Below are 21,125 nucleotides of genomic sequence, written 5' to 3'. Positions count from 1 at the left end.
GGATCGACGCATGTCAACACCCTCCGGGCCATCAGGGAGCCTCGAGCGCATCGTCTTCTCGGACGGGAGCACCGCCGATCTCGTACGCAAGGAGGACGGCTGGGCCATCCAGATCGACGGCGTCGCGCAGTCCCACCTCGGCGAAGACCCGGCGCTGCCGCCGAAGCTCGCCTCGATCCGGTGGATGCTGGCTGCGCTCGGGGATCAGGCGCCCCGCAGCGCCGCCCACCTGGGCGGGGCGCTGCTGGCCCTCCCGCGCGCGGTCGCCCACCGGTGGCCCTCGGTCACGCAGACGGTCGTGGAGCTCGAGCCTGCGCTGGTCGAGCTCACCAGGTCACGGTTCCCGCTTCCTTCCGGGATCACGATGGAGACCGCCGAGGCACGCTCGTGGCTCGAGGCGCACCCGGGCTCGGAGCACGACGCCATCGTCATCGACGTCTTCGTCGGCAATCGGATCCCGCCGGCGTTCACCTCGCTCGAGTGCATGACCGCAGCACGCAGCGCACTGTGCGAGGAGGGCCGGCTCGTGCTGAACTCCGTCGCCGGCCCCGAACTGCTCTTCACCCGCCGCGAGCTCGCCACATTGCGTACGGTCTTCGGGCATGTCGCGATGATCGTGCAGGGCTCCGCGCTCGCGGGAGCGAGGTTCGGCAACGCCACGCTGATCGGCTCGGCGTCCCCGATCGACGGCGACGCGATCCGCTCGTCGCTCGGCGGGGACCCGTCGAAGGGCGCCCTGGTGACCGACCTCGACCCGATCATCGACGGAGCCGATCCGATCAGCGACGCCGACCCGCTCTGGTCCCCCGAGCCGAACCTCCCCGACGCGAGCGCCGCGCTGCGGCTCCTCGAGCAGGCCCGCCAGGCGGTCGACACGCTCAGATCCGCCGCGGACTGAGTCTCCATCGGCTTTGTCTAGCGAGATTCGGCCCTATCGCTCGGCAGATACCGCGACAGGCATCGACAACCATTTCTTTTACCGAAACCGGCTTGTAACGTTCAAACAACCTGCTTGCGACTTGCGGGCGGGATGCTTGATGCGCAGAACAAACCACGATGCACACCATCTATCCGTTGTAGGGGGGACCTCGATGGAAACACTCACCGCCACCCAGCCTGAGGCCAACAATGCCGCGAAGCAGCACAGCCTCAAGTTCCGTCACGCCAGTGCCCTGACGAAGCTCATGGACGAGCGCCAGGACCTGCGCGGTGTTCACGTGTTCGCCGACTTCGTCGACGACTCGGTCCGCTGGTCCGCGTGACCAGCAGCTAATTGGGGGGATCCACCGATCCCGTTGCGCAAGGCCCGGCCGACGGCCGGGCCTTCGCCAATTTCCGAGGCTCCGGCTAGGCCGTGTCTTTGGGAGACACGGCCTAGGAGCTGCGGTGGACGATCCGGCCGCCGACGGTGGTCAGCACGACCCCGCCGTGAGCGATCGCGGCGAGATCACCGACCGAGGCCCGGAGCGGGTCGATGTCGAGCACGGCCAGGTCGGCTCGAGATCCGGGAGCGACCGTGGGCCGACCGTCGACCGACGCCGCCAACGCCTCCTGGATGGTGAGTGCCTGCTCGGGATGCCACGGCTCCTTGCCGTCACGCGAACGACCGACGGCGGCCGAGATGGCCAGCCACGGGTCGAGCGGCGCGACCGGAGCATCCGACCCGAGCGCAACCCGCACGCCCTCGTCGAGCATCCAGCGGGTCGCGAAGCAGCGGTCCTCCCGACCCGGCCAGACGTCCTCGGTCATCTCGCGGTCGTCGAGGATGTGCGCCGGCTGCACGGACGCGGTGATCCCGAGTCGAGCCATCAGCGGCAGATCCTCGTGACGTACGAGCTGGGCGTGCTCGATGCTCCCCCGCGCCCCCGTCGTCGCGTACGCCGCCAGCGCCTCCGACACCGCCCGGTCACCGATCGCATGGGTGGCCACCTCGAGGCCGGCCGTGTGTGCCTTCGCCAGAAGCCCCTGCAGCTCGTCCGGAGACTGGTTCGGCGCTCCGCAGCTGTCGGGGTCGTCGGCGTACGGGTCGCAGCACCACGCCGTTCGCGTGCCGAGCGAGCCGTCGCTGATGATCTTGAGCGGACCCATCGTCAGCCGGTCCTCGCCCGGGAGCAGCCGGTCGCCCGTACGCAGCCCCTCGGCGATCGCCTCGTCGAGCTGGTCGGCATAGGTCGCGACCCGGATGCGGACCAGGTCGCACCCGGACACCCACCGCGAGCGCCAGTCGTCGAGCCGGATACCGACCTCGAAGTCGGTCATCCCGACGACGCCGAGCGCGGCGGTCCGGGTCAGCATCCGGCGGAACGCCGCCGGCGTGCTTCCGCTGGACTCGAAGAGCTCCGCGATCCGCGGGTACGTCTCGTACCACTCGGTCTCCTGCACCATGTCCTCCCGGCGCGGCAGGTCCACGGCGTCGAGCGCGGCGGTGTTCAGCCAGGCGTGGTGGAAGTCGTGGTTGACGAGGATCGCGGGCGTGCCGCCGGTGACCGAGTCGAGCTCGGAGACGGTGCCCCAGCGGTCCCAGGTGCCGGCCGAATGCCCCATACCGACGATCGCCTCACCCGGCTCGACCTCCCGCGCGGCGGCGGCGACCCGTGCCAGCGCCTCGGCGGGCGAACGGGTGCCGTGCAGGTCCAGCCTGCTGGCCCGCAGCGTCCACTGGCCGAGGTGGGTGTGGGCGTCCCACAGACCCGGCACGAGCCAGCGGCCACCGGCGTCGTACGCCTCGACACCATCAGGTCGGGCGAGGCCTTCTCCGACAGCCGACACGACACCGTCGGCGACGAGAACGTCAACCACCCCGGCGGGCGCGTGCGCGCGGGGTGAGAGCGGAACGATGCGTACGTTCCGGAGGAGAAGGTCGGGCATGAGCAGACGATAAAGATTCTGCCCATGCCCGTGCCAATCAGACCCGGACGACCGCAACTCACCCGGCTCAGCGGCGCTTGAAGATCCCCCGGACCAGCTCCCTGGCGGCGGTGCGCGCAGCCTGCTTGAAGGCGGTCGACTTCACCACCGTCTCGATCATCGAGTCGTCATCGTCACGCGACCGCGACCGCGAACCCGAGGGCTTCTTCGAGGCGGTCTTCTTGGCCGCCTTCTCGGCCGCCTTCTCCTCCGCCTCGGCGGTGCGTGCGGCCGCTGCCGCGTCCGTCTTCGCCTTGATCTGGTCGGCGGCGGACTCGACCTCGACGGCCGCGGTGTACTTCGCCGCCAGCGGCGAGGCCGCCACGGCAGCCTCCATCGCGGCAGCCTCTGCCGGACCCATCAGCGACTCGGGGGCGCGCAGCCGCGTCCAGGCGACCGGCGTCGGCGCGCCGCGCTCGTTCATGACGGTCACGATCGCCTCACCGATCCCGAGCGTCTGGATGACCGCGCCGAGGTCGTCGTAGGAGGAGGTCGGGTAGGTGTTGACGCTGGCCTTGAGGGCCTTGGCGTCGTTGGGCGTGGCGACGCGCAGCTGGTGCTGGATGCGCGAGCCGAGCTGCCCGAGCACGTCGTCGGGGACATCGGTCGGCTTCTGGGTGACGAAGAAGACCCCGACACCCTTGGAGCGGATCAGCCGGACGGTGTTGGTGATCTGGTCGAGGAACGCGTCGGAAGCGTCGTTGAAGAGCAGGTGCGCCTCGTCGAAGAAGAAGACCAGCTTGGGCTTGTCGACGTCGCCGACCTCGGGCAGCGCCCGGAAGAGCTCGGCGAGCAGCCACATCAGGAAGGTCGAGAAGATCGCCGGCCGGTCCTGCAGGTTGGGCAGCTCGAGCAGCGAGATGATCCCGGCGTCCCCGTCGTTGCGTACGAAATCCGTGACGGCGAAGGCCGGCTCACCGAAGAACTCGTCCGCACCCTGGTCGGCGAAGGCGATGAGCGTACGCAGGATCACTCCTGTCGTCGCGGACGAGAGGCCGCCCAGGCCCTTGAGATCGGCCTTGCCCTCGTCGGAGACCAGCCACTGCAGCACCGCGCGCAGGTCGTCGAGCCCGACCAGCTTCAGGCCGGCCTTCTCGGCGTAGTGGAAGACGAGGCCGAGCGAGGACTCCTGGGTCTCGTTGAGGTCCAGCACCTTGGAGAGGAGCGTCGGGCCGAAGGCGTCGACCGTGACCCGGACCGGGATGCCGGTGCCCTCGCCGCCGAGCGCGAAGTATTCGACCGGGAACCCGCGCGCCTGCCAGGTCTGCCCGACGGAGGCCGCCCGCGCCGTCAGCTTTTCGCTCGACGCGCCCGGCGCGGCCAGACCGGAGAGGTCGCCCTTGATGTCGGCGGAGAACACCGGGACCCCGGCTGCGGAGAGCTGCTCGGCCAGCAGTTGCAGGGTCTTCGTCTTTCCCGTGCCGGTCGCGCCGGCGACCAGCCCATGCCGGTTCAACATCCCCAAGGGAATGCGAATCGGCGTCTCCAACAACGTCTCAGCGTCCGCCATGAGGCCCCCGAGCTCGAGGGCGGAACCCTCGAATTGGTAGCCGGGCCCGACCGCTTCTGAGAGAGCAGCAGCATCCGTCATGCGCCGACTCTATGTTGGGTTTTGCCCCGAGGGCGATACAGTCACGAGGGTGATCTTCAAGCGTGTCGGCGACTCTCGCCCCTACCCTGACCATGGTCTGACGACCAAGGGGTGGGCCGCGCTGCCTCCTCGAACGGTCCGTCTCGACGAGCTGGTGACCACGAAGGACACCCTGCAGCTGGTGGCTCTGCTCAACGAGGACTCGACGTTCTTCGGGGACCTCTTCGCCCACGTCGTGGAGTGGAACGGCGACCTCTATCTCGAGGACGGGCTCCACCGGGCGCTCCGCGCGGCGCTGCAGCAGCGCAACGTGCTGCACGCCCGCGTGCACACGCTGGGCTAGACCCTCCGAGCGGTTAGGCTCGGCGTCATGCTCGATTCGGCCCTCACGGGAGTTCGTACGTTCATCATCCTCGCCGTCCTCGCGGCCGCGGTCGCTCTGGCCGGAGCCTGGGGATGGAAGGCGATGACCGCACCCTTCCCGCAGAAGGTCGATGTCGGGCCGTGCGTGGACACGCCGGTCAAGAAGGGCTCCGAGGTCTATCCGTCGCAGGTGGTCGTGACCGTGCTCAACGCGAGCACGCGGGCCGGGCTCGCCACCCGAGCGATGACGGATCTGGTCGACGCGGGCTTCGTCAAGGGGTCCACCGGCAACGCACCCAGCGGCACCAAGCTGAAGACCGTCGAGGTGTGGACGACCGACAAGAACGCACCCTCCGCCGCGCTCGTCGCGAGCTGGCTCGGCGACGCGAAGATCGTCGAGACCAAGTCCGACATCCCGGGCATCGTGGTCGTCACCGGCGAGAACTTCCCCAAGGTCACCGGCGGCGAGAAAACCGTGACCGCCAAGGCGGGCGGCACGATCTGCAGCCCTCCGGTCGAGTAAGGCACGCCCTCGTCACCGCAACCAGCCCGCGAGCCGTCCCTTCCGGCTGACCAGCTCGAGGCGCCGTTCCGCGTGCTCACGCTGGTGGCGAGGCACGACGACCAGGACGACGTCGCGGGCGCGAAGCACCGTGGTGCTCTCCGGAACCAGGGTCCGTCCGTCGCGGATCAGCAGCGACACCGACGACCCCGTGGGCAGCCGGAGCTCACTGATCTCGACGCCGTGCAGGCGCGACTCGGGCGGGATCCGTAGCTGGATCAGGTCTGCCGCGATCTGCTCCAGCGGCGCGACGTCGAGGTCGAGCGAGCGCGGGTCGTTGGGGCGGGCGACATCGAGCACCCGGGCGACCCACGGCAGCGTCGGGCCGGTCAGCAGCGTGTAGACGACGACCATCACGAAGACCAGGTCGAAGAGCTCCTCTGCGCGGTCGACGCCCTCGGCCAGCGGGATGGTGGTCAGCACGACAGGCACCGCGCCACGCAGCCCCGCCCAGGAGACGAACGCTGTCTCGCGCCACGACATCCGGGAGACCACGGTGCTGACCAGCACGGATGCCGGCCGGGCGACGAGGGTCAGGATCAGACCGGCGGCGAACGCGAGCCCGATCGTCTGGAGGTCGATACGCCCCGGGGAGAGCAGCAGCCCGAGCATCACGAAGAGCCCGATCTGGGCCAGCCAGGCGACGCCCTCGGCGAAGGATCTGGTGGCACCTCGGTGGGGCAGCTCGGAGTTGCCGAGCACGAGCGCGGCCACGTAGATCGCCGCGAACCCCGACCCGTGCAGCCACGCCGCTCCGCCGTACGCCAGGAAGGCCAACGTCATCACCGCCAGCGGGTAGAGGCCGGCAGAGGGCAGCGCGGCCCTCCGCATCAGCCATGCACCACCGAACCCGACGAGCAGGCCGATCGCGATGCCCAGCAACAGCTCGCCGACCACGATCCCGGCCACCACGACCGGGTGGTGCTCAGCGATCGCACCACTGGCGATCAGCGTCACGATCACCACGGTCGGGGCGTCGTTGAGCCCGGACTCCGCCTCGAGGACGCCGGTCAGTCTCTTGGGCAGCGGCACCACCCGCAGCACCGAGAACACCGCGGCCGCGTCGGTCGGCGAGGTCACCGCCCCCAGCAGGAACGCCAGCTGCCAGGAGAGCCCGAGCAGGTAGTGCGCACCCGCCGCGACGATCCCGATCGAGATCACGACCCCGACCGTGGCCAGCATCAACCCGAGCCCGAAGGAGGGACGTACGTCCTTCCACGATGTCGTCAGACCACCTTCGGCCAGGATCAGCGCCAGCGCTCCGAAGCCGACCGCATGCGCGAGCGCGGCGTCGTCGAACCGGATCCCGAGCACCGACTCACCGAGCAGGACGCCCATCAGCAGGTAGATCAGCAGCGACGGGAGCCCGGCCTTCGTGGACATGCGCACCGCGAGGATCGCCAGGAGCGTGACCAGGGAGCCGATCAACACGAACATGTCGAACTGATGGACGTCGAAACTCATGCGCGCCGGGCCCCCCTCCGACCTCTGGGACTGCATCCTAATGTTTGCTCCTATGGACCGCCTGACTGTCGCCCAACGCGCGAACGTGCCTCCCTTTCACGTGATGGACATGCTCGAGCGGGCGGCGCAGCGACAGCGGGCGTACGGCGATCTCATCTCGCTCACCTCGGGGCAGCCCTCCACGGGGGCGCCGCAGGCGGTCAGCGCCGAGGCGGTGCGGCTGCTGCAGAGCGGTGACCCGCTGGGCTACACGCCGGCGACTGGCATCCTCGAGCTGCGCCAGGCGATCGCCGGACATCACCGGGCGTGGCACGGGATCGAGGTCTCCCCCGACGACGTGATCGTCACGACCGGTGCCAGCGGCGGCTTCCTGGCGAGCTTCCTGGCGGCGTTCGACGTCGGGGACCGGGTGGCGATGGCCCGGCCGTCCTACCCCTGCTACCGCAACGTGCTCGCCGCCCTCGGGTGCGAGGTCGTCGAGATCCCGACCGGTGCCGCCGAGCGGTTCCAGCCGACCGTGGAGCAGGTGCGGGAGCTGCACGAGCGCGTCGGCCTGAAGGGGCTCGTGGTGGCCAGTCCGGCCAACCCGACCGGCACGATGCTGCTGCCCGAGGAGCTGGCCGCACTGGCTCGCTACTGCGAGGAGGCCGGGATCCAGCTGATCTCGGACGAGATCTACCACGGGCTGACGTATGGCGGGGACGGTAGCCGTGGCCGCAGCGCCTGGGAGACCTCGCGCGACGCGGTCGTGTTCGGCTCGTTCTCCAAGTACTTCTCGATGACCGGCTGGCGTATCGGCTGGCTGCTGGCGCCCGCCCATCTGCGACGCGCGATCGACGTACTGGTCGGCAACTTCACGATCTGCCCGCCGGCGCTCGCCCAGCATGCCGCCGTAGCAGCGTTCACCCCGGACGCGTACGCCGAGCTCGACGGTCACGTGACCCGCTATGCGACCAACCGTGAGGTGCTCCTCGACGGCCTCCGCTCGCTCGGGGTCACGGAGATGGCCCCGGCCGACGGCGCGTTCTACGTCTACGCCGACGTCAGCCGCTGGACCGACGACACCATGGCCTGGTGCCACCAGATCCTCGACCGCACCGGCGTCGCGATGGCGCCCGGGATCGACTTCGACCCGGTCGACGGACACCGCTTCGTACGTCTCTCCTTCGCCGGCTCCGCCGCCGAGATCGAGCAGGGCCTCGACCGCCTCTCCACCGTCCTGCGCTAGGCCGACGCGGGCGATTTCGAGAAAGTTCACGATTTTACGTTTAGAACCTCTCCGGCGGGGTAGGACCAACACAGAGATCTGTCCGAGGAGGGATATGTACGGCGACAGCGACGTGATCCGCCGCCGGGTGAGCCGTCTGCGTGAGCAGGCGGATGACATCCGCACGAGTGCCGACAAGCTGGTGACACAGGCCGAGGCCGTGCCCTGGCGCGGGCGGGCCGCCGAGTCCCTCCGTGGACGGATGAAGGAGCGGGCCACCGCGCTGCGAAGCTCGGCCGAGAAGCATGATCGCGCGGCCGACGCTCTGGCCAAGCACCTCAAGCAGGTAGACCTGTTCAAGGAGCAGATCGCAGAGGCGGAGGCTCGCGCCGAGTCGCTGGCCGCCGACGGGCTGGCGGTCGACGGATTCGAGGCCCCTGAGCCGGGCCACAAGGACTGGCTGGAGGTCACCTTCCGATGACGACGATCGATCTGGGCCCCGCTCCGGCAGCGCCGACCGAGCCGTGGGAAGGAGTCCCCCGCCGGGTCGGCCTGACCCTTCCCGAGCTCACCCACGCCTGCGAGAGCATCGGGGCGCCGCTCCCGTTCGAGGTCGCGACGCACCGCGACGACGGGCTCGACGCCCGATTGGGACAGACCCGCTCGGCAGCCGAGGACGAGGCCCTGGCCCGCGCCGTCGCCGGCTTCGGCGAGGGCAGCGCCTCGCTCCGCCGCCGTGACCTCCTCGACGCCAACGGCACCCTCGACGCCGGGATCACCGGCGCGCTGGGTCTGCTGGCGACCCCGGAGGTGGTCATCGACCTCGACGTCGTCGTCGACGGCCTCCGTGGCCGCGCCTGGCACCGGCAGAAGGGGGAGGCGGCCGCCTCGCTCGCCACCGTGGACGGCCTCGTCTTCGAGCTCTCCTGGTATCCCTCGGCGGCCTGGTCGAGCGAGCTCGGCCGAACCGCGACGCTGCCGGGTGACACCGCCCGGCTGACCTCGGCGGTGCCCGAGCAGCTGGAGGTCCCGTTCGCGACCGCCGACGCCGTCTTCGAGGCCCTGCGCACCGGGCGCGGCGATCTGGTGCCGGTGCTGACCGAGGGCGACGTCGTCGTCTCCAGGGCCCTCGAGGCGCTGTCCACCGAGGCCCACGGCCGGCTGCGCGCGGTCGTCGCGACGACCGCCGACCCGGAGAACCCGCTGATCGGCACGGTCTCCTGGACGCTGGTCAACGACGGCTGGCGTTCGATGCGTACGGTGTCACTCGATGGCGAGCTGACGCTGCTGATCACCAGCGTCGAGCCGTCCGAGCTCGCCGCAGACCTTGCCCCTGTTCTCGCGGAGGTCCGATGAGCACTTCGTCCAACGATCCGATCAACCGCCTGGGACCGCTCCCCGATGGCGCACCCGACTCGGTGCCGCCGCCCGCGGGTCCGGAGGACAAGTACGAGCAGATCCTCAGCCTGGCCGGCTCCATCGGCGACGCCGGCGCGCAGCTGCGCGAGTGGGCCGAGATCGGCGCGGAGATCCTCACAGACGACGACGTCACCTCCTCCGCCGAGCTCTCCGCGAAGACCTGGGAGCCGGCCGAGGAGGAGATCCGGGCCGCGACCTCCGAGAAGGGTGGCGTCCTCGGGCTCGGCCAGGCTCTCGAGGCCGATGCGCTCTCGGTGCGCGCGACCGTGCAGACCTACCGCTGGATCGACGAGCTCCAGGCCGCGGCCCGCAGCACGCTGGGCGCCATCGCCGCCAACGCGCTCGATTACCTCGCCCCCGAGGTCGAGCTCGGTGGGTCGCTGCTGTCCGCCGGCCTGATCGAGACCGACGCGCTCGACCGTGAGGGCGTCACCGCCTACCTCGGCGAGCTCGCCCAGGGTCATCCGGAGCTGATGGACCACATCGCCACCGGCGGCGGGCTGCTCGAGTCGCTCGAGCTGCGCTCGCTGCTCACCGCCGACTTCCCGCGCGGCGACGACGCCGGGGCAGCCACCGCGGGCGCGCTGCGTGCCGTCGGTATCGACGCGTTCGCGACCGACGCCGGTCACGCACTGCGCGACGTCGGCGGAGCGCTGGCCGCCACCGAGGAGGAGACCTCCGCCAGCGACGTCACCGCCGCCGCCCCGGCCACCATCGAGGAGCTGATCCGCACCCTCGAGGCCACCGAGACCTCTGTCGCGGTCCAGAAGACGGCACCCGGTCGCTACATCGCCTACCTGCCGGGCCCCTACGCCGGCCGCCGTCGCCTGCGGCTCGTCTCCGGTGACCTCTCCGACTACATCGCCACCGCGTCGCGGACCATCGAGAACGCGGTCGAGGCCGGCTCGCACGTGATGCTCGTCGGCGCCGCGGCAGGGGGAACCGCAGCGGCCGCGATCGCGGCGGCAGCCGGGGCTGCGTACGTCGTGGACCAGGTGGTCACCGTGGGTGCTCCGGGCGCGGCAGCGCCGCGGGTTCCCGAGACCACGCGGGTGCTGTCGCTGGAGGATCGCTCCGACCCGGTCGCGCTCCTCGGCGGGCTCATCAACGCGGGTGTCGGACACCGGTTCACGGTCGTCTACGACGGCACCGTGGCGGAGACGACCGGAGCGAGGCCGGGCGGCGAGCTTGCTCGTCCGTCCGAGCCGAGCGAGGGAGTGAGCGCGCGCAGCGCGCAGGAGAGCCAGTACGTGGCCGGCGGGCGGGCCGCGGACAACGCCGCCCACGACGAGCTCCGCGACGAGATCGGGCGGATCCGCGGTCTGGGCTACCTCGGCTAGAGCCACGGGCTTGCCTCGGGGATGGGAGCCGATACGGTGGAGGCGACCCTCGGCACCATCCCCGACCTCACCTGTGCTCGGTCACCGGCCAGTCGATCGCAGAGGGCACTCTGACGCCTACCTGATCGGTCCTCGTGAAGTCCATCGTCGTCCACGCCGGCCTCCCCAAGACGGGCACCTCCGCGGTCCAGGCGTTCTTCAGCGCAAACAGGGACACGCTCGCCGAGGCCGGCATCCACTATCCCCAGCACCGCGTCGACCAGAACGGCATCAGCGCCGGCAACGCCGGGTCACTGATGGAGCGCTCAGGTCATCTCTTCGTGGCCTCGGCTCACGCGGTCGCCAAGACGCTCGAGGAGTTCGCGGCCAGCGGCTGCCACACGCTGCTGCTCTCCTCCGAGGCGTTCCTCCCCGAGCTGCCCGGGATCGCCGAGCTGCTGCCACAGGCCCGGTTCGTCCTGTACGTCCGCGACCCTCTCGCGTTCCTGGAGTCCGACTACAACCAGCGGGTCAAGCGACTCGCGCACGTCGATCCGTTCGAGGCGTCTCCTGGTGCGTACGGCGGATGGCTGGGTCACGAGCACCTCTACCACGCGCTCGACTCCGAGGCCGTACGCTCCCGGCTGGTCCTCCGGCCCTACCTGCCCGAGCTCTTCGTCGGCGGCAACCTGCTCACGGACCTGCTCGACACAGCCGGGATCGACACCGCCGAGCTCGGTGACCTGTCCTTGAAGCGGGTCAACCTCTCCTACTCGCTGCACGCGCTCGAGATCAAGCGAGCACTCAACGTCCTCCCCATCGGGCCGCAGCTGCAGGAGCGCCTCGACGTCCACCTGCAGTCCTGCCCCCTCGGGCCGACCACCTACACGCTGATGGCTCCGGCCGAGCACGAGCGGCTCCGGAAGACCGCCGACGACGAGCTGCGCGCGCTCGCGCTTCGATACGACATCGACTCCCTCGAGCCCATGCGGGAGCTGCTGCGAGAGAAGCCGCCGAAGCCCTTCCGCCCGCAACAGCTCACCGACGACGAGGTCGACGCCGTCGTCCGCCACATCGCCATCGTCGGCAAGCGGCTCACCCGCCGGATCTCCCAGACGCTGCTCGAGCACCCCGAGATCGAGCTCGTCTACCCGTCGCTGCGGGACTCGTTCGCCGCTGCTGCCGCCGAGCTGGACAGAGCGCCAGCCGGGCGGCAGCAGCGCCGGTGGGGCCGCTGGGTGAGCCGCCGGAGCCGCTAGGCGGAGGCGTGTCGAAACCAACACGGTCAGATCCGCGCTCGGTAGGACTGTGTTGGTTTCGACACGCTCGCTGGCGCTCGCGGCTCAACCAGCGGGCGACGGCTACGAGAGGTCGGCGACCACGATGGTGTGGTTGTCGGGTTCCCCGGCGGCGACGACGGCGGCCGAGACCGCATCGGCGACCGCCTGCGGGGCGGCCTCTGCGGTGATCAGGGGATCCAGGTCGTCCACGTAGGAGTGGACGCCGTCGGTGGTGAGCACTAGCCGGTCACCGGGCAGCAGGTCGAGCGACATCTCGTCGGCGACGACCCCGGGCACCAGGGCGCGGTTGAGCAGCGCCCGGTGCTCGTGAGAACGAGCCTCGTCGGCGGTCAGCTGACCGGCCTCGACCATCGCGGCGACGACCGTGTGGTCGTGGGTGACCTGGCGTACGAATCCATCCCGCACCAGGTGGACCCGGGCGTCGCCGATGTGGGTGATCCGCGCGGTCGAGCCGTGCAGATCGACGGCGGTCAGGGTGGTGCCCGACTTCGGCACCTCCGCGAACACCTCCTGGATGGCGGCCCGCAGCCCACCTCCGGCGTACGCGGTCAGGGCTGCCCCGGCGAGGTCGTCGCGCTCGCCGAACCCGTCGGCGACGGCGATCAGCTCGGAGGTGACCAGGACGGCGTCCTGCTGGCTCGACCGGCCCCCGGTCTCGTGGCTGACGCCGAACTCGGCGTGCAGGGTCTCGGTTGACGTAGTCATCTGAAGTGCCTCGCTCCTCAATCCGTGGACGAGGACGGAGACCATGGTGCGACGGGTGGCTGTGTCGGCCTCGACCTGGCGCCAGTAGGTCTCGAGCTCGACCGCCGCCAGCGCGGCGGGCAGGTCGACGACCTCCCGGATCCGGGCCAGCGGCATCCCGATCAGACGCAGCTTGGCCACCAGGCGAGCGCGTTCCACCTGGTCAGGCGCGTAGCGGCGATAGCCGGAAGCCGCGTCCACCTCGGCGGGAAGCAGCAGACCGAGGTCGTCGTACAACCTCAGCGCCTTCGGCGTCAGCCCGGTCGCCCGGGCGAAGTCGCCGATGTTCACAAGCCCCTTCAGGCTGCTCATAGTCACCATCCTCCCCGGTGATGGTCACCGGTGGAAGCAGATTGGTGCTTCCCCCTGGGGCAACCTCAAGCCCCGGTCTGCTCGGCCCACTTCTCCAGCAGCCGGGCGAGGGAACGCCGCTCGGCCGCGGTGAAGACGGCGAGCAGGCGGTGCTCGTTGGCGATGTGGTCGGTGAAAGCCGCGTCGATCAGCTCGCGCCCGCTCTCGGTCAGCGCGATCCGGCGCCCGCGGCCGTCCTCGTCCCGGCGGTCCCGGCTGACCCAGCCCTGGGCGAGACAGCGGTCGACCCGTTTCGTGACCGCCCCCGAGGAGACCATCGTCTGCTCACCGAGTTCCTTCGGAGTCAGGGCGTACGGAGCACCCTGCCGCCTCAGCGTCGCCAGCACGTCGAACTCGCCCTCGCCCAGGCCATGGGCCGCGTAGACCTCGACGAGCTCGTCGGTGAGCCGCAGCGCGAGTCGGTGCAGCCGGGCGATGACGGCCTGCGGAGTGATGTCGAGGTCGGGACGCTCCCGTTCCCACTGCGCCATCACGGTCGAGACGTGGTCTGCCATGACAGTGGAATATATCTGACAAGGAAGATATTATCTCTTCCATGGAAAGTAGATTCGTGACGCTCGCGCTGACCGCGATCGCTCCGGTGGCCTGGGGGTCCGGTTACTTCGTGACGGCCACGTTCCTACCTCCCGACCGGCCGCTGTTCGGTGCTGTGGTCCGGGCGCTGCCCTTCGGCCTGCTGCTCCTGGCACTACGACCCGGCCTGCTCCACGGCTCCTGGTGGTGGCGTACGGCAGCGCTCGGCCTGCTGAACTTCGGGGCGTTCTTCGCCCTCGTCTTCGTCGCCGCCTACCGGCTCCCCGGCGGCCTCGCCGCGACCCTGACCGCGGTCTCGCCGATCGTGGTGATGCTGCTGGCCTGGGCCTTCGCCGGCGAACGCCCGCGGGCCGGATCGCTCGCCGCCGGCGTCATCGGCGCCATCGGGGTGGCCCTGCTGGTGCTCCGCGGCGGCGCGAGCCTCGACCTGATCGGGGTCCTGGCCGCCTTCGCCGCGGTAGCCGTCTTCTCCACCGGCTTCATCCTCGTCAAGGTCTGGCAGCCGCCGGTCGGACTGCTCACGTTCACCGCCTGGCAGCTGGTTCTCGGTGGCCTCGCCCTCGCGCCGGTAGCCCTCCTCGTCGAAGGCCCGCCGCCCACTCTCGACCTGCCCGCGATCGGGGGCTACGCCTACATCGGCATCGTCGGCACCGTCGTCGCGTATGCCGTCTGGTTCCGTGGCGCCCGGCGGTTGCCGGCCGCCGCGGTGTCGCTGGTCGGCCTGCTCAACCCGGTCGCCGGGATCCTCATCGGCCTCGCCTTCGCGGGAGAACATCTCACCCCGCTCAGCGGGCTCGGGATGGCGCTGGTGCTCGGTGGCGTACTCCTCGGGCAGCCTGCCGTGCTGGACCGGATCAGCACCAGACGTCGGCCAGAACCCGCCTCGTGTGCCGACGTTGGAGCAGCCGGATAGGTTCACCCCCATGAAACTGCGTGCACGTGCGCTCGAGCTTCTCGTCTTCACCGTCGGTGCCGGCACCTTGGGATCGGAGATGGCCGCGGCTCGGCTGCTCGCTCCGTGGTTCGGGGACTCGACGATCGTGTGGGCCAACACGATCGCGACGGTGCTGGTGGCGCTCGCGATCGGCTACTCCGTCGGCGGCAGGATCGCCGACCGGAACCCGCACCCCTCCGGCCTCGCCAAGATCGTGCTCGTCGCCGCCGCCCTCCTGGCCGCGGTGCCGTTCATCGCCGACCCGTTCCTCCCGCTCGCGGTCAGGGCGGTCGACCAGCTCAGCATCGCGACCTTCGCCGGCTCACTGGTCGGGGTCGGCGTGCTGCTCGCGATCCCGCTCTTCCTGCTCGGCATCGTCAGCCCCTACGCCGTCCGGCTGAGCGTCGAAGCCGTCGAGGACGCCGGCCACGCGGCCGGGCGCCTCTACGCGATCTCGACGGTCGGCTCCCTGGTAGGCACCTTCGCCGCCTCGCTGTTCCTCATCCCGGTCGTCGGGACGCGGCGTACGTTCCTGATCTTCGCTCTCCTGATGGCGGTCTGCGCGATCCCGCACCTGGTCAAGCGCCGACTGCCGGCCGCGGTCGTGCCGGTGGCGATCCTCGCGCTGATCGCCCTGCCGACCGGGTCGATCAAGACGCTGACCAGCAACGGCGGCGAGGTGATCTGGGAGAAGGAGACCGAATACCAGTACGCCCGTGTGGTCGAGTACGACGACGGCAGCCGCTACCTCGAGCTCAACGAGGGCCACGCCGTGCACTCGGTCTACAACAAGGGCGAATGGCTCACCGGCGCCTACTGGGACGAGATGCTCTCGCTGTCGTACGCCGGTGCGGAGGCCCCGAAGTCGGTGGCGATCCTGGGCTCGGCCGCCGGGACGACCGCGCGCCAGTTCGGTCACTTCGCCCCGGAGACCCGGGTCGACGCCGTCGAGATCGACGAGGACGTCACCGAGGTCGGCCAGAAGCTCTTCGACCTCCAGGACCGGCCGAACCTCCACCTCCACACCGCCGACGCCCGCCCGTGGCTGCAGAAGCAGACCCGGAAGTACGACGCGATCATGGTCGACGCCTACCACCAGCCCTACATCCCGTTCTACCTGACCACGAAGGAGTTCTTCGCGCTGGCGAAGTCCCACCTGAACCCGGGCGGGGTGCTCGTCGTGAACTCAGCCCACCCGGAGGGCTCCACAGCGCTGGAGAAGGTCCTCACCGCAACCCTGCGGACCTCGTTCGGCGACGCCGTGTGGCGGTCGGACTCCGGCCCGACCAACACGCACCTGATCGCGACCGTCGACCCGGATGCGGATCCTGCCGCCGACCTCGTCGCCACCGCGCAGTCGCAGCCCGCCGATCTCGCCGGCACCCTCACCGACTCCGCCGCCCGACTCGAGCCGGGAGTCCGGGGCGGGACGGTCTACACCGATGACGTCGCGCCGGTCGAGTGGCTCACCGACCTCAGCCTTCTCGAGGTCGCCTGACAGTCGGCAGCGAGCTTGCGAGCTGCCGGCGTCGTCAGGTGAGATCGAGCGAGCGCGCGGCTGAGCTTGCGAAGCCGCGTCCGCGTGTCGAGATCCACTGGGAGGAGAGATGACCTCCCCGATGGGCGTCTTGCGCAGGCACCCGACGCAGACCTGGTCGGGCGCGACCTTGCTGAGCCTGCGCGGCGGCAGCACGTGCCACGTGCCCAGCCGGCGGCCACACATGGTCAGGACGTACCCGTTGCTCCTCTTGACCGAGCGAAGGTGCCAGAAGCTGCCCCGGTCGGTGCGGTAGACCAGCGGGTCCTTGGCCAGGACCGGCGGCCTCTCGCTGGATCGCATGCTGAGTCTGTCGTCTACGAACACGAATTCCCCCCAAGGAATGTCGATGGCTCTCGTCATTGAGTGCCTCGAGACGCCGGTCTCCAGCGGGGGCCAGGTGCCCAACGCCCCGAGGCTGCTTCGACCCTAAGTCCACTCATTGCAACGGGTCAAGGCGGAAAGGGTGGGGCTATGCGGCTATTCGGGATCTGTACGCCTCAGTAACGTGTTCCCCCATGAGCAACCCCCGTCCGCGCGGCCTGCCGAAATACCTCCACGTGGCCGACTATCTGCGGGCCCAGATCGACGACGGCACCTACCAGCCCGGCGAGCGTCTACCGACCGAGCCCGAGCTGATGGACACCTTCCCCTACGACCGTGCCACGATCCGGCGGGGTCTGGCGGTGCTGCGCAACGAAGGCCTGATCACCAGCGAGCAGGGCCGTGGTGTCTTCGTACGCGACGCCACCAAGACCCGCTACGACCTGATGAGCATGCTGATCACCGACCGGAGCCACCCGGCGAAGCCGGACGCGGCCTACAACCAGCCCCCACGTGGCCCGGAGGACGGCCTCTCGATCGAGCACTCCTACGAGGTGATCGCGGCCGGCGAGAAGCTGGGGGCGGCTTTCGAGATCGATCCCCGGAGCGAGCTCCTCAGCACCACCTACACCTTCTACATCAGCGGCGACGACACCGCCGAATACCGCACCACGGCCTACATCCTGTATCCGCTGGTCATCGACACCCCGCTGGCCACCCCGACCGAGGACTGGCCGCAGCCGCCGATCAAGGACCTGCTGGCCACGGTCGGCGTGAAGGTCACCACGGTCGCGATGGACATCGAGTCACGGATGCCGACGCCGCAGGAGACCTACGACCTGCAGATCCCCGACGGCACCCCGGTCCTCTCCGACCGGCGCCGGTTCCTCGCCGACGACCGCGTCGTGTGCGTGACCGACTCCGTCGGGGTCGCCGACCGGATCGTCTACGGGCTGGACCTGAAGCTGCAGTGACGCCCCGCTGGTCGAGCCGCCGGAGCCTCTAGGCGTAGGCGTGTCGAGACCAACACAGTCCCATGTCGCGCTCGATGGGACCGTGTTGGTCTCGACACGCTCGGCCGCGGGCGGCCTCGCGGCTCGACCAGCCGGTGGCCTCACGCGAGGTCGTGGACGAACTCGGAGAGCTGGGTGAGGTTGCGGCACTCCCGCATCTCGATGATCGACCCGTAGCGGGTCGCCTCGGAGTCACCGGTGTCCCACTGCGTACGGACCTCGGGGTTGAGCCAGTAGGAGTGCCGCGCCGACTCGGCCATCGCGCGCAGCGAGCCGACGGCGAGGTCGGAGTAGTTGGACCGGGCGTCGCCGAGGATCAGCAGCGACGACTTCGGGCCGAGCGCGTCGGCGTGCCGTTCCTGGAAGAGGGAGAAGGCCCGGCCGTAGTTGGTCCGCCCCATCCGGGCCGAGTGCTCGGTCGTCTTCGTCAGCTCGGTCATCGTGTCGACGAGGTCGGCGCCGGGACGGAAGTAGGACGTGACCTCGTGGATCTCGTCGACGAAGGTGAACGCGCGCACCTTCCCGAACTGCTCGCGCAGCGCGAAGACGAGCATCAGCGTGAACGTCGCGAAGTTGGACACCGAACCCGACACGTCGCACAGGATCACCAGCTCGGTGCGGTGCGGCCGCTTCGGGCGGTAGCGCAGGTCGACGGGGACCCCGCCGGTGGACATCGAGGACCGGAGCGTACGCCGCAGGTCGACCGCTCCTCGCCGGCGGGCGTGGTGCTCCTGGGTGAGCCGGGTCGCCAGCCGGCGGGCCAACGGGTAGATCTCGCGCCGGAGCGCCTCCAGGTCGGCCCGGCGCGCGTGCAGGAAGTCGAGCTTCTCGATGGTGGGGCGTACGGCGATCTTGGCGATCTGCTCGGGGCCCTTCTCCTCCGCGATCCTTCGCCGGGCATCGGCTTCGACCAGGCCGGCGAACCGATCCACCCGCCGGGTGCCGACCCGCGCGGCCTCCTCGTCGGTCCAGCCGCCCTGTTGGAGGCCCTCGACGAGCCGCGCGGTCAGCTCGTCGGTCGAGAGCCGGCGCAGCGCGGTGTAGGACGACCACGAGCTCAGCCCCGGCCCGCGGCCCGGCATCGCGCCGAAGCGCGCCACCGCCTCGGCGGCCAGCTGACGGAGCATCTCGACGTCGTCGGCCTCGAGCGCCTCGGCCAGCCGCGAGGTGAACTCGGAGAGCGCCTCGGGCCCGTCCTTCGCCACCCCGGCGGCCTCGGCCCCTGCGTCCGTCCCCGAGCCGACCATCCGCGGGAAGTAGAGCTCGAAGAGCCCGTCGAAGGTGGTGCGCTGGTTGGCGCGCTTGACCAGGGTCGCGGCGTACGCCTCCCTGACCTGGGTCCGGTCGTTCCAGCCGATCAGGCCGAGGGCAGTGACCGCGTCGAGGCCCTCGGAGAGCGACACCGGCAGCCCGGCTCCCCGAAGCGCTTCGAGGAACTCGATGTGCCGGTCGAGAAGGGTCACCTCTTCAACCGCAGCTCTCGGACCGCACGGTCGACGTCGGAGGAGTGCTTGAGGACGACGCCGAGGGTGTCGGCGACGGCCTTGTCTGAGAGGTCGGTGATCTCCAGCGCGATCAGGGTGCGCGCCCAGTCGACGGACTCGGCGATGCTCGGCGACTTCTTGAGCTCGAGCTCGCGCAGCCGGCCGACGACCGAGACGAGCTGGCGGGCGACCTTGTCGTCGAGGCCGGGCACCTGGGAGAGGACGATCTCGCGCTCCCGGTCGGCGTCGGGGTAGTCGAGGTGGAGGTAGAGGCAGCGGCGCTTGAGCGCCTCGGAGAGCTCGCGGGTGGCGTTGGAGGTGAGCACGACCAGCGGACGGCGGGTCGAGGTCATCGTGCCGAGCTCGGGGATGGTCACCTGGAAGTCGGAGAGCACCTCGAGCAGCAGCCCCTCGACCTCGACATCGGTCTTGTCGACCTCGTCGATGAGCAGCACCGTCGGCTCCTCACGGCGGATCGCGGTCAGCAGCGGCCGCGTCAGCAGGAACTCCTCGGAGAAGATGTCGTCGTGGGTCTCCTCCCAGGCCTGGCCGTCGCTGGCCGCCTGGATGCGGAGGAGCTGCTTCTTGTAGTTCCACTCGTAGAGCGCCCGGGCCTCGTCCAGACCCTCGTAGCACTGCAGCCTGACCAGCTCCGCGCCGGTCGCGCGGGTGATCGCCTTGGCCAGCTCGGTCTTGCCCACGCCGGCCGGTCCTTCGATGAGCACCGGCTTCTCCAGCGCCCCCGCGAGGTAGGTCGTCAGCGCGGTCGAGTCGTCCGCGAGGTAGCCGACGTCTCCCAGACGGGTGACGGCCTCGGCGGGCGAGGAGAACCAGGAAGACGTACGCAAAGGCATGACGCGACACTAGCGACTCCGCTCCTGGTCTGCTCCCGGTGTCCGGGTGGGACTTTCGTCATAGTGCCCGGCGCAGACCGTCACCGTCGGGCATATCGGTCGTTGGACAGGCGTGCACTCGGACACCCCGCGACTCCTGACGCTGGTCGTCGTCGCCATGAAGGTCTGCGCTCTGACCGCGCTGGCGGCCTTCTGTCTGGTTGCCGTCACCACGCCGTCCGAGCCTCGGTCGCTGGCGAAGAAGGAACAGCCCGAGCTCGCCGCGATGCTCGAGCAGCACCACTGCGTGGCTCCGCCGACGATCGCGCCCTGGCGCCGGGAGAGCGCCATCATCCGCTCCCCGCTCGGTGAGCTGAAGCACGTCCCCCTCGACGTCGGCCAGCTGATCGAGCAGGGCAAGGCCCGCGGCGAGCTGATCGCCTTCTGCGCCGACCCGGCTCCCTAGAGACGCAGGGTCAGCCCACCGCGGCCATCGCGTCGAGGAAGACCCGGATCACGCGCTCCAGCGCCGTTCGGTCGCCGTCGATCTGGAGATCGCCCTTCGCCAAGGCCTCGTCCAGGGGCTGCTCGAGGAGCGCCACGCCCGCCCAGGTCGTCGAGTCGCCGGTGACGGCGACGTCCACCCGGGGGAGGTCGCCGACGTCGAGGTCGAAGCCGAACTCGGTCCAGTCCAGCCGGAACTGCTGCGGCGCCACGTCCGGACAGCGAGCGTCGGTCAGATTCCACCGCACCCGGACTGGATCCTGGGTGGTCAGGCTCCGTGGCGGGACCATCGTGCGCATCGCGACCATCACACCGCTGGGCGTCATCCCGGTCGACGGGACCGGGAAGTGGGCAGATCCCTCCAGGGCCCACAGCGACAGGGCGCTGAGGACCGCCTCCAGCTCCCTGCCCCAGTCGGTCAGGGCGTACGCCGTGGTCTTGGTGAGGTAGCCGAGCTCGGTCTCGACCACCACGCCCGCACGCTCCAGGAACAGCAGCCGGTCGTTGAGCTCCTCGGGGCCGACCCCGATCAGGGAGGACCTCAGATCTGGAGACGTACGCGGCCCGAACATCAGCTCGCGCACCACGATCAGGCTCCACCGATCACCGATCAGGTCCAGGGCGTGCGCTGCCGCGCACGCGTCTCCCAGGTCCCCGTAGGTCAGGTTCAGGGTCACGTCGATCCTCTCCGAGTCGCTGGATCCGCCGGTTCC

The 21,125-nt window shown here is 70.1% G+C and carries 21 protein-coding genes; 13 read left to right on the top strand and 8 right to left on the bottom strand.

The genetic code is table 11. The annotated features are described in order from the left end of the window. Positions 1 to 10 precede the first annotated feature (10 nt). Together ABZ796_RS11950 and ABZ796_RS11945 are read left to right on the top strand one after the other, a co-directional pair. Positions 11 to 898: a fused MFS/spermidine synthase gene (locus ABZ796_RS11950; protein ID WP_357337119.1), complete on the top strand. Its 888-nt coding sequence runs from the start codon at positions 11 to 13 to the stop codon at positions 896 to 898. Between the two features lie 193 nt (positions 899 to 1,091). Further along, positions 1,092 to 1,262 (top strand): hypothetical protein, encoded by a 171-nt coding sequence (locus ABZ796_RS11945; protein ID WP_357337118.1) that lies wholly within the window; start codon positions 1,092 to 1,094, stop codon positions 1,260 to 1,262. 112 nt (positions 1,263 to 1,374) lie between these two features. Here ABZ796_RS11945 and ABZ796_RS11940 read toward each other — a convergent pair whose 3' ends face one another. Both ABZ796_RS11940 and ABZ796_RS11935 read right to left on the bottom strand, forming a co-directional pair. Beyond that, the gene (locus tag ABZ796_RS11940; RefSeq protein WP_357337117.1) at positions 1,375 to 2,868 is read right to left on the bottom strand and encodes an amidohydrolase family protein; all 1,494 of its coding nucleotides are present in this window, start codon (positions 2,866 to 2,868) and stop codon (positions 1,375 to 1,377) included. Between the two features lie 67 nt (positions 2,869 to 2,935). Beyond that, positions 2,936 to 4,498, bottom strand: coding sequence for a helicase HerA-like domain-containing protein (locus tag ABZ796_RS11935; RefSeq protein WP_357337116.1), 1,563 nt, complete (start codon positions 4,496 to 4,498; stop codon positions 2,936 to 2,938). 49 nt (positions 4,499 to 4,547) lie between these two features. Between ABZ796_RS11935 and ABZ796_RS11930 the strand changes: the two genes are divergently transcribed. Both ABZ796_RS11930 and ABZ796_RS11925 read left to right on the top strand, forming a co-directional pair. Then, positions 4,548 to 4,841, top strand: coding sequence for a type II toxin-antitoxin system VapB family antitoxin (locus ABZ796_RS11930; RefSeq protein ID WP_357337115.1), 294 nt, complete (start codon positions 4,548 to 4,550; stop codon positions 4,839 to 4,841). 27 nt (positions 4,842 to 4,868) lie between these two features. Then, positions 4,869 to 5,384 (top strand): LytR C-terminal domain-containing protein, encoded by a 516-nt coding sequence (locus ABZ796_RS11925; protein ID WP_357337114.1) that lies wholly within the window; start codon positions 4,869 to 4,871, stop codon positions 5,382 to 5,384. Between the two features lie 12 nt (positions 5,385 to 5,396). Here ABZ796_RS11925 and ABZ796_RS11920 read toward each other — a convergent pair whose 3' ends face one another. Next, positions 5,397 to 6,887 (bottom strand): potassium/proton antiporter, encoded by a 1,491-nt coding sequence (locus tag ABZ796_RS11920; RefSeq protein WP_357337113.1) that lies wholly within the window; start codon positions 6,885 to 6,887, stop codon positions 5,397 to 5,399. A 52-nt stretch (positions 6,888 to 6,939) separates the two neighbouring features. Here ABZ796_RS11920 and ABZ796_RS11915 point away from each other — a divergent pair, with 52 nt between their 5' ends. The 5 genes from ABZ796_RS11915 (at position 6,940) to ABZ796_RS11895 (ending at position 12,091) form a co-directional block, all read left to right on the top strand. Further along, entirely contained in the window at positions 6,940 to 8,115 is a 1,176-nt protein-coding gene (locus tag ABZ796_RS11915; RefSeq protein WP_357337112.1) for a pyridoxal phosphate-dependent aminotransferase, read from the top strand. 94 nt (positions 8,116 to 8,209) lie between these two features. Continuing rightward, positions 8,210 to 8,575: a hypothetical protein gene (locus ABZ796_RS11910; protein ID WP_357337110.1), complete on the top strand. Its 366-nt coding sequence runs from the start codon at positions 8,210 to 8,212 to the stop codon at positions 8,573 to 8,575. Then, entirely contained in the window at positions 8,572 to 9,450 is an 879-nt protein-coding gene (locus tag ABZ796_RS11905) for a hypothetical protein (RefSeq protein WP_357337109.1), read from the top strand. The genes ABZ796_RS11910 and ABZ796_RS11905 overlap by 4 nt, the downstream gene beginning before the upstream one ends. Continuing rightward, the gene (locus ABZ796_RS11900; RefSeq protein ID WP_357337107.1) at positions 9,447 to 10,853 is read left to right on the top strand and encodes a hypothetical protein; all 1,407 of its coding nucleotides are present in this window, start codon (positions 9,447 to 9,449) and stop codon (positions 10,851 to 10,853) included. The genes ABZ796_RS11905 and ABZ796_RS11900 overlap by 4 nt, the downstream gene beginning before the upstream one ends. A gap of 134 nt (positions 10,854 to 10,987) precedes the next feature. Further along, complete coding sequence (locus tag ABZ796_RS11895; protein ID WP_357337106.1) at positions 10,988 to 12,091, top strand: hypothetical protein; 1,104 nt, start codon at positions 10,988 to 10,990, stop codon at positions 12,089 to 12,091. Positions 12,092 to 12,193: 102 nt separating this feature from the next. On the opposite strand, the gene ABZ796_RS11890 is transcribed toward ABZ796_RS11895, so the two are convergent. Next, positions 12,194 to 13,189 (bottom strand): MerR family transcriptional regulator, encoded by a 996-nt coding sequence (locus ABZ796_RS11890; RefSeq protein ID WP_357337105.1) that lies wholly within the window; start codon positions 13,187 to 13,189, stop codon positions 12,194 to 12,196. Positions 13,190 to 13,254: 65 nt separating this feature from the next. Next, positions 13,255 to 13,743, bottom strand: coding sequence for a MarR family transcriptional regulator (locus ABZ796_RS11885; protein ID WP_357337104.1), 489 nt, complete (start codon positions 13,741 to 13,743; stop codon positions 13,255 to 13,257). Positions 13,744 to 13,784: 41 nt separating this feature from the next. Here ABZ796_RS11885 and ABZ796_RS11880 point away from each other — a divergent pair, with 41 nt between their 5' ends. The 3 genes from ABZ796_RS11880 (at position 13,785) to ABZ796_RS11870 (ending at position 17,552) form a co-directional block, all read left to right on the top strand. After that, on the top strand, positions 13,785 to 14,696 hold the full coding sequence (locus ABZ796_RS11880) for a DMT family transporter (protein ID WP_357337103.1): 912 nt from the start codon (positions 13,785 to 13,787) through the stop codon (positions 14,694 to 14,696). Between the two features lie 10 nt (positions 14,697 to 14,706). Then, positions 14,707 to 16,215: a fused MFS/spermidine synthase gene (locus tag ABZ796_RS11875; protein WP_357337102.1), complete on the top strand. Its 1,509-nt coding sequence runs from the start codon at positions 14,707 to 14,709 to the stop codon at positions 16,213 to 16,215. A gap of 557 nt (positions 16,216 to 16,772) precedes the next feature. Continuing rightward, positions 16,773 to 17,552, top strand: coding sequence for a GntR family transcriptional regulator (locus tag ABZ796_RS11870; RefSeq protein WP_357337101.1), 780 nt, complete (start codon positions 16,773 to 16,775; stop codon positions 17,550 to 17,552). A gap of 140 nt (positions 17,553 to 17,692) precedes the next feature. Here ABZ796_RS11870 and ABZ796_RS11865 read toward each other — a convergent pair whose 3' ends face one another. Next, complete coding sequence (locus ABZ796_RS11865; RefSeq protein WP_357337100.1) at positions 17,693 to 19,054, bottom strand: VWA domain-containing protein; 1,362 nt, start codon at positions 19,052 to 19,054, stop codon at positions 17,693 to 17,695. After that, positions 19,051 to 19,929 carry a MoxR family ATPase gene (locus ABZ796_RS11860; protein WP_357337099.1) on the bottom strand — a complete coding sequence of 293 codons (879 nt, stop codon included), beginning with the start codon at positions 19,927 to 19,929 and terminating at the stop codon, positions 19,051 to 19,053. The genes ABZ796_RS11865 and ABZ796_RS11860 overlap by 4 nt, the downstream gene beginning before the upstream one ends. 112 nt (positions 19,930 to 20,041) lie before the next feature. On the opposite strand from ABZ796_RS11860, the gene ABZ796_RS11855 reads away from it, so the two are divergent. Next, positions 20,042 to 20,374, top strand: a complete 333-nt coding sequence (locus ABZ796_RS11855) for a hypothetical protein (protein WP_357337097.1) — start codon at positions 20,042 to 20,044, stop codon at positions 20,372 to 20,374. A gap of 10 nt (positions 20,375 to 20,384) precedes the next feature. Here the strand turns inward: ABZ796_RS11855 and ABZ796_RS11850 are convergent, their stop codons facing one another. After that, positions 20,385 to 21,089, bottom strand: a complete 705-nt coding sequence (locus ABZ796_RS11850; protein WP_357337096.1) for a winged helix-turn-helix transcriptional regulator — start codon at positions 21,087 to 21,089, stop codon at positions 20,385 to 20,387. Positions 21,090 to 21,125: the final 36 nt, after the last annotated feature.

This window comes from Nocardioides sp. NPDC047086, assembly GCF_040643685.1.
GTDB lineage: Bacteria > Actinomycetota > Actinomycetes > Propionibacteriales > Nocardioidaceae > Nocardioides.
Note: the sequence above shows the minus strand (reverse complement) of the source record. Positions and strands in the feature narration are given on the sequence as shown.

Coding starts and splice junctions, on each gene's coding strand:
- ABZ796_RS11860 (WP_357337099.1), bottom strand. CDS start 19,929: ATGCCTTTGCGTACGTCTTCCTGGTTCTCCTCGCCCGCCGAGGCCGTC.
- ABZ796_RS11935 (WP_357337116.1), bottom strand. CDS start 4,498: ATGACGGATGCTGCTGCTCTCTCAGAAGCGGTCGGGCCCGGCTACCAA.
- ABZ796_RS11925 (WP_357337114.1), top strand. CDS start 4,869: ATGCTCGATTCGGCCCTCACGGGAGTTCGTACGTTCATCATCCTCGCC.
- ABZ796_RS11940 (WP_357337117.1), bottom strand. CDS start 2,868: ATGCCCGACCTTCTCCTCCGGAACGTACGCATCGTTCCGCTCTCACCC.
- ABZ796_RS11875 (WP_357337102.1), top strand. CDS start 14,707: ATGAAACTGCGTGCACGTGCGCTCGAGCTTCTCGTCTTCACCGTCGGT.
- ABZ796_RS11890 (WP_357337105.1), bottom strand. CDS start 13,189: ATGAGCAGCCTGAAGGGGCTTGTGAACATCGGCGACTTCGCCCGGGCG.
- ABZ796_RS11900 (WP_357337107.1), top strand. CDS start 9,447: ATGAGCACTTCGTCCAACGATCCGATCAACCGCCTGGGACCGCTCCCC.
- ABZ796_RS11950 (WP_357337119.1), top strand. CDS start 11: ATGTCAACACCCTCCGGGCCATCAGGGAGCCTCGAGCGCATCGTCTTC.
- ABZ796_RS11885 (WP_357337104.1), bottom strand. CDS start 13,743: ATGGCAGACCACGTCTCGACCGTGATGGCGCAGTGGGAACGGGAGCGT.
- ABZ796_RS11870 (WP_357337101.1), top strand. CDS start 16,773: ATGAGCAACCCCCGTCCGCGCGGCCTGCCGAAATACCTCCACGTGGCC.
- ABZ796_RS11915 (WP_357337112.1), top strand. CDS start 6,940: ATGGACCGCCTGACTGTCGCCCAACGCGCGAACGTGCCTCCCTTTCAC.
- ABZ796_RS11880 (WP_357337103.1), top strand. CDS start 13,785: ATGGAAAGTAGATTCGTGACGCTCGCGCTGACCGCGATCGCTCCGGTG.
- ABZ796_RS11905 (WP_357337109.1), top strand. CDS start 8,572: ATGACGACGATCGATCTGGGCCCCGCTCCGGCAGCGCCGACCGAGCCG.
- ABZ796_RS11920 (WP_357337113.1), bottom strand. CDS start 6,887: ATGAGTTTCGACGTCCATCAGTTCGACATGTTCGTGTTGATCGGCTCC.
- ABZ796_RS11910 (WP_357337110.1), top strand. CDS start 8,210: ATGTACGGCGACAGCGACGTGATCCGCCGCCGGGTGAGCCGTCTGCGT.
- ABZ796_RS11945 (WP_357337118.1), top strand. CDS start 1,092: ATGGAAACACTCACCGCCACCCAGCCTGAGGCCAACAATGCCGCGAAG.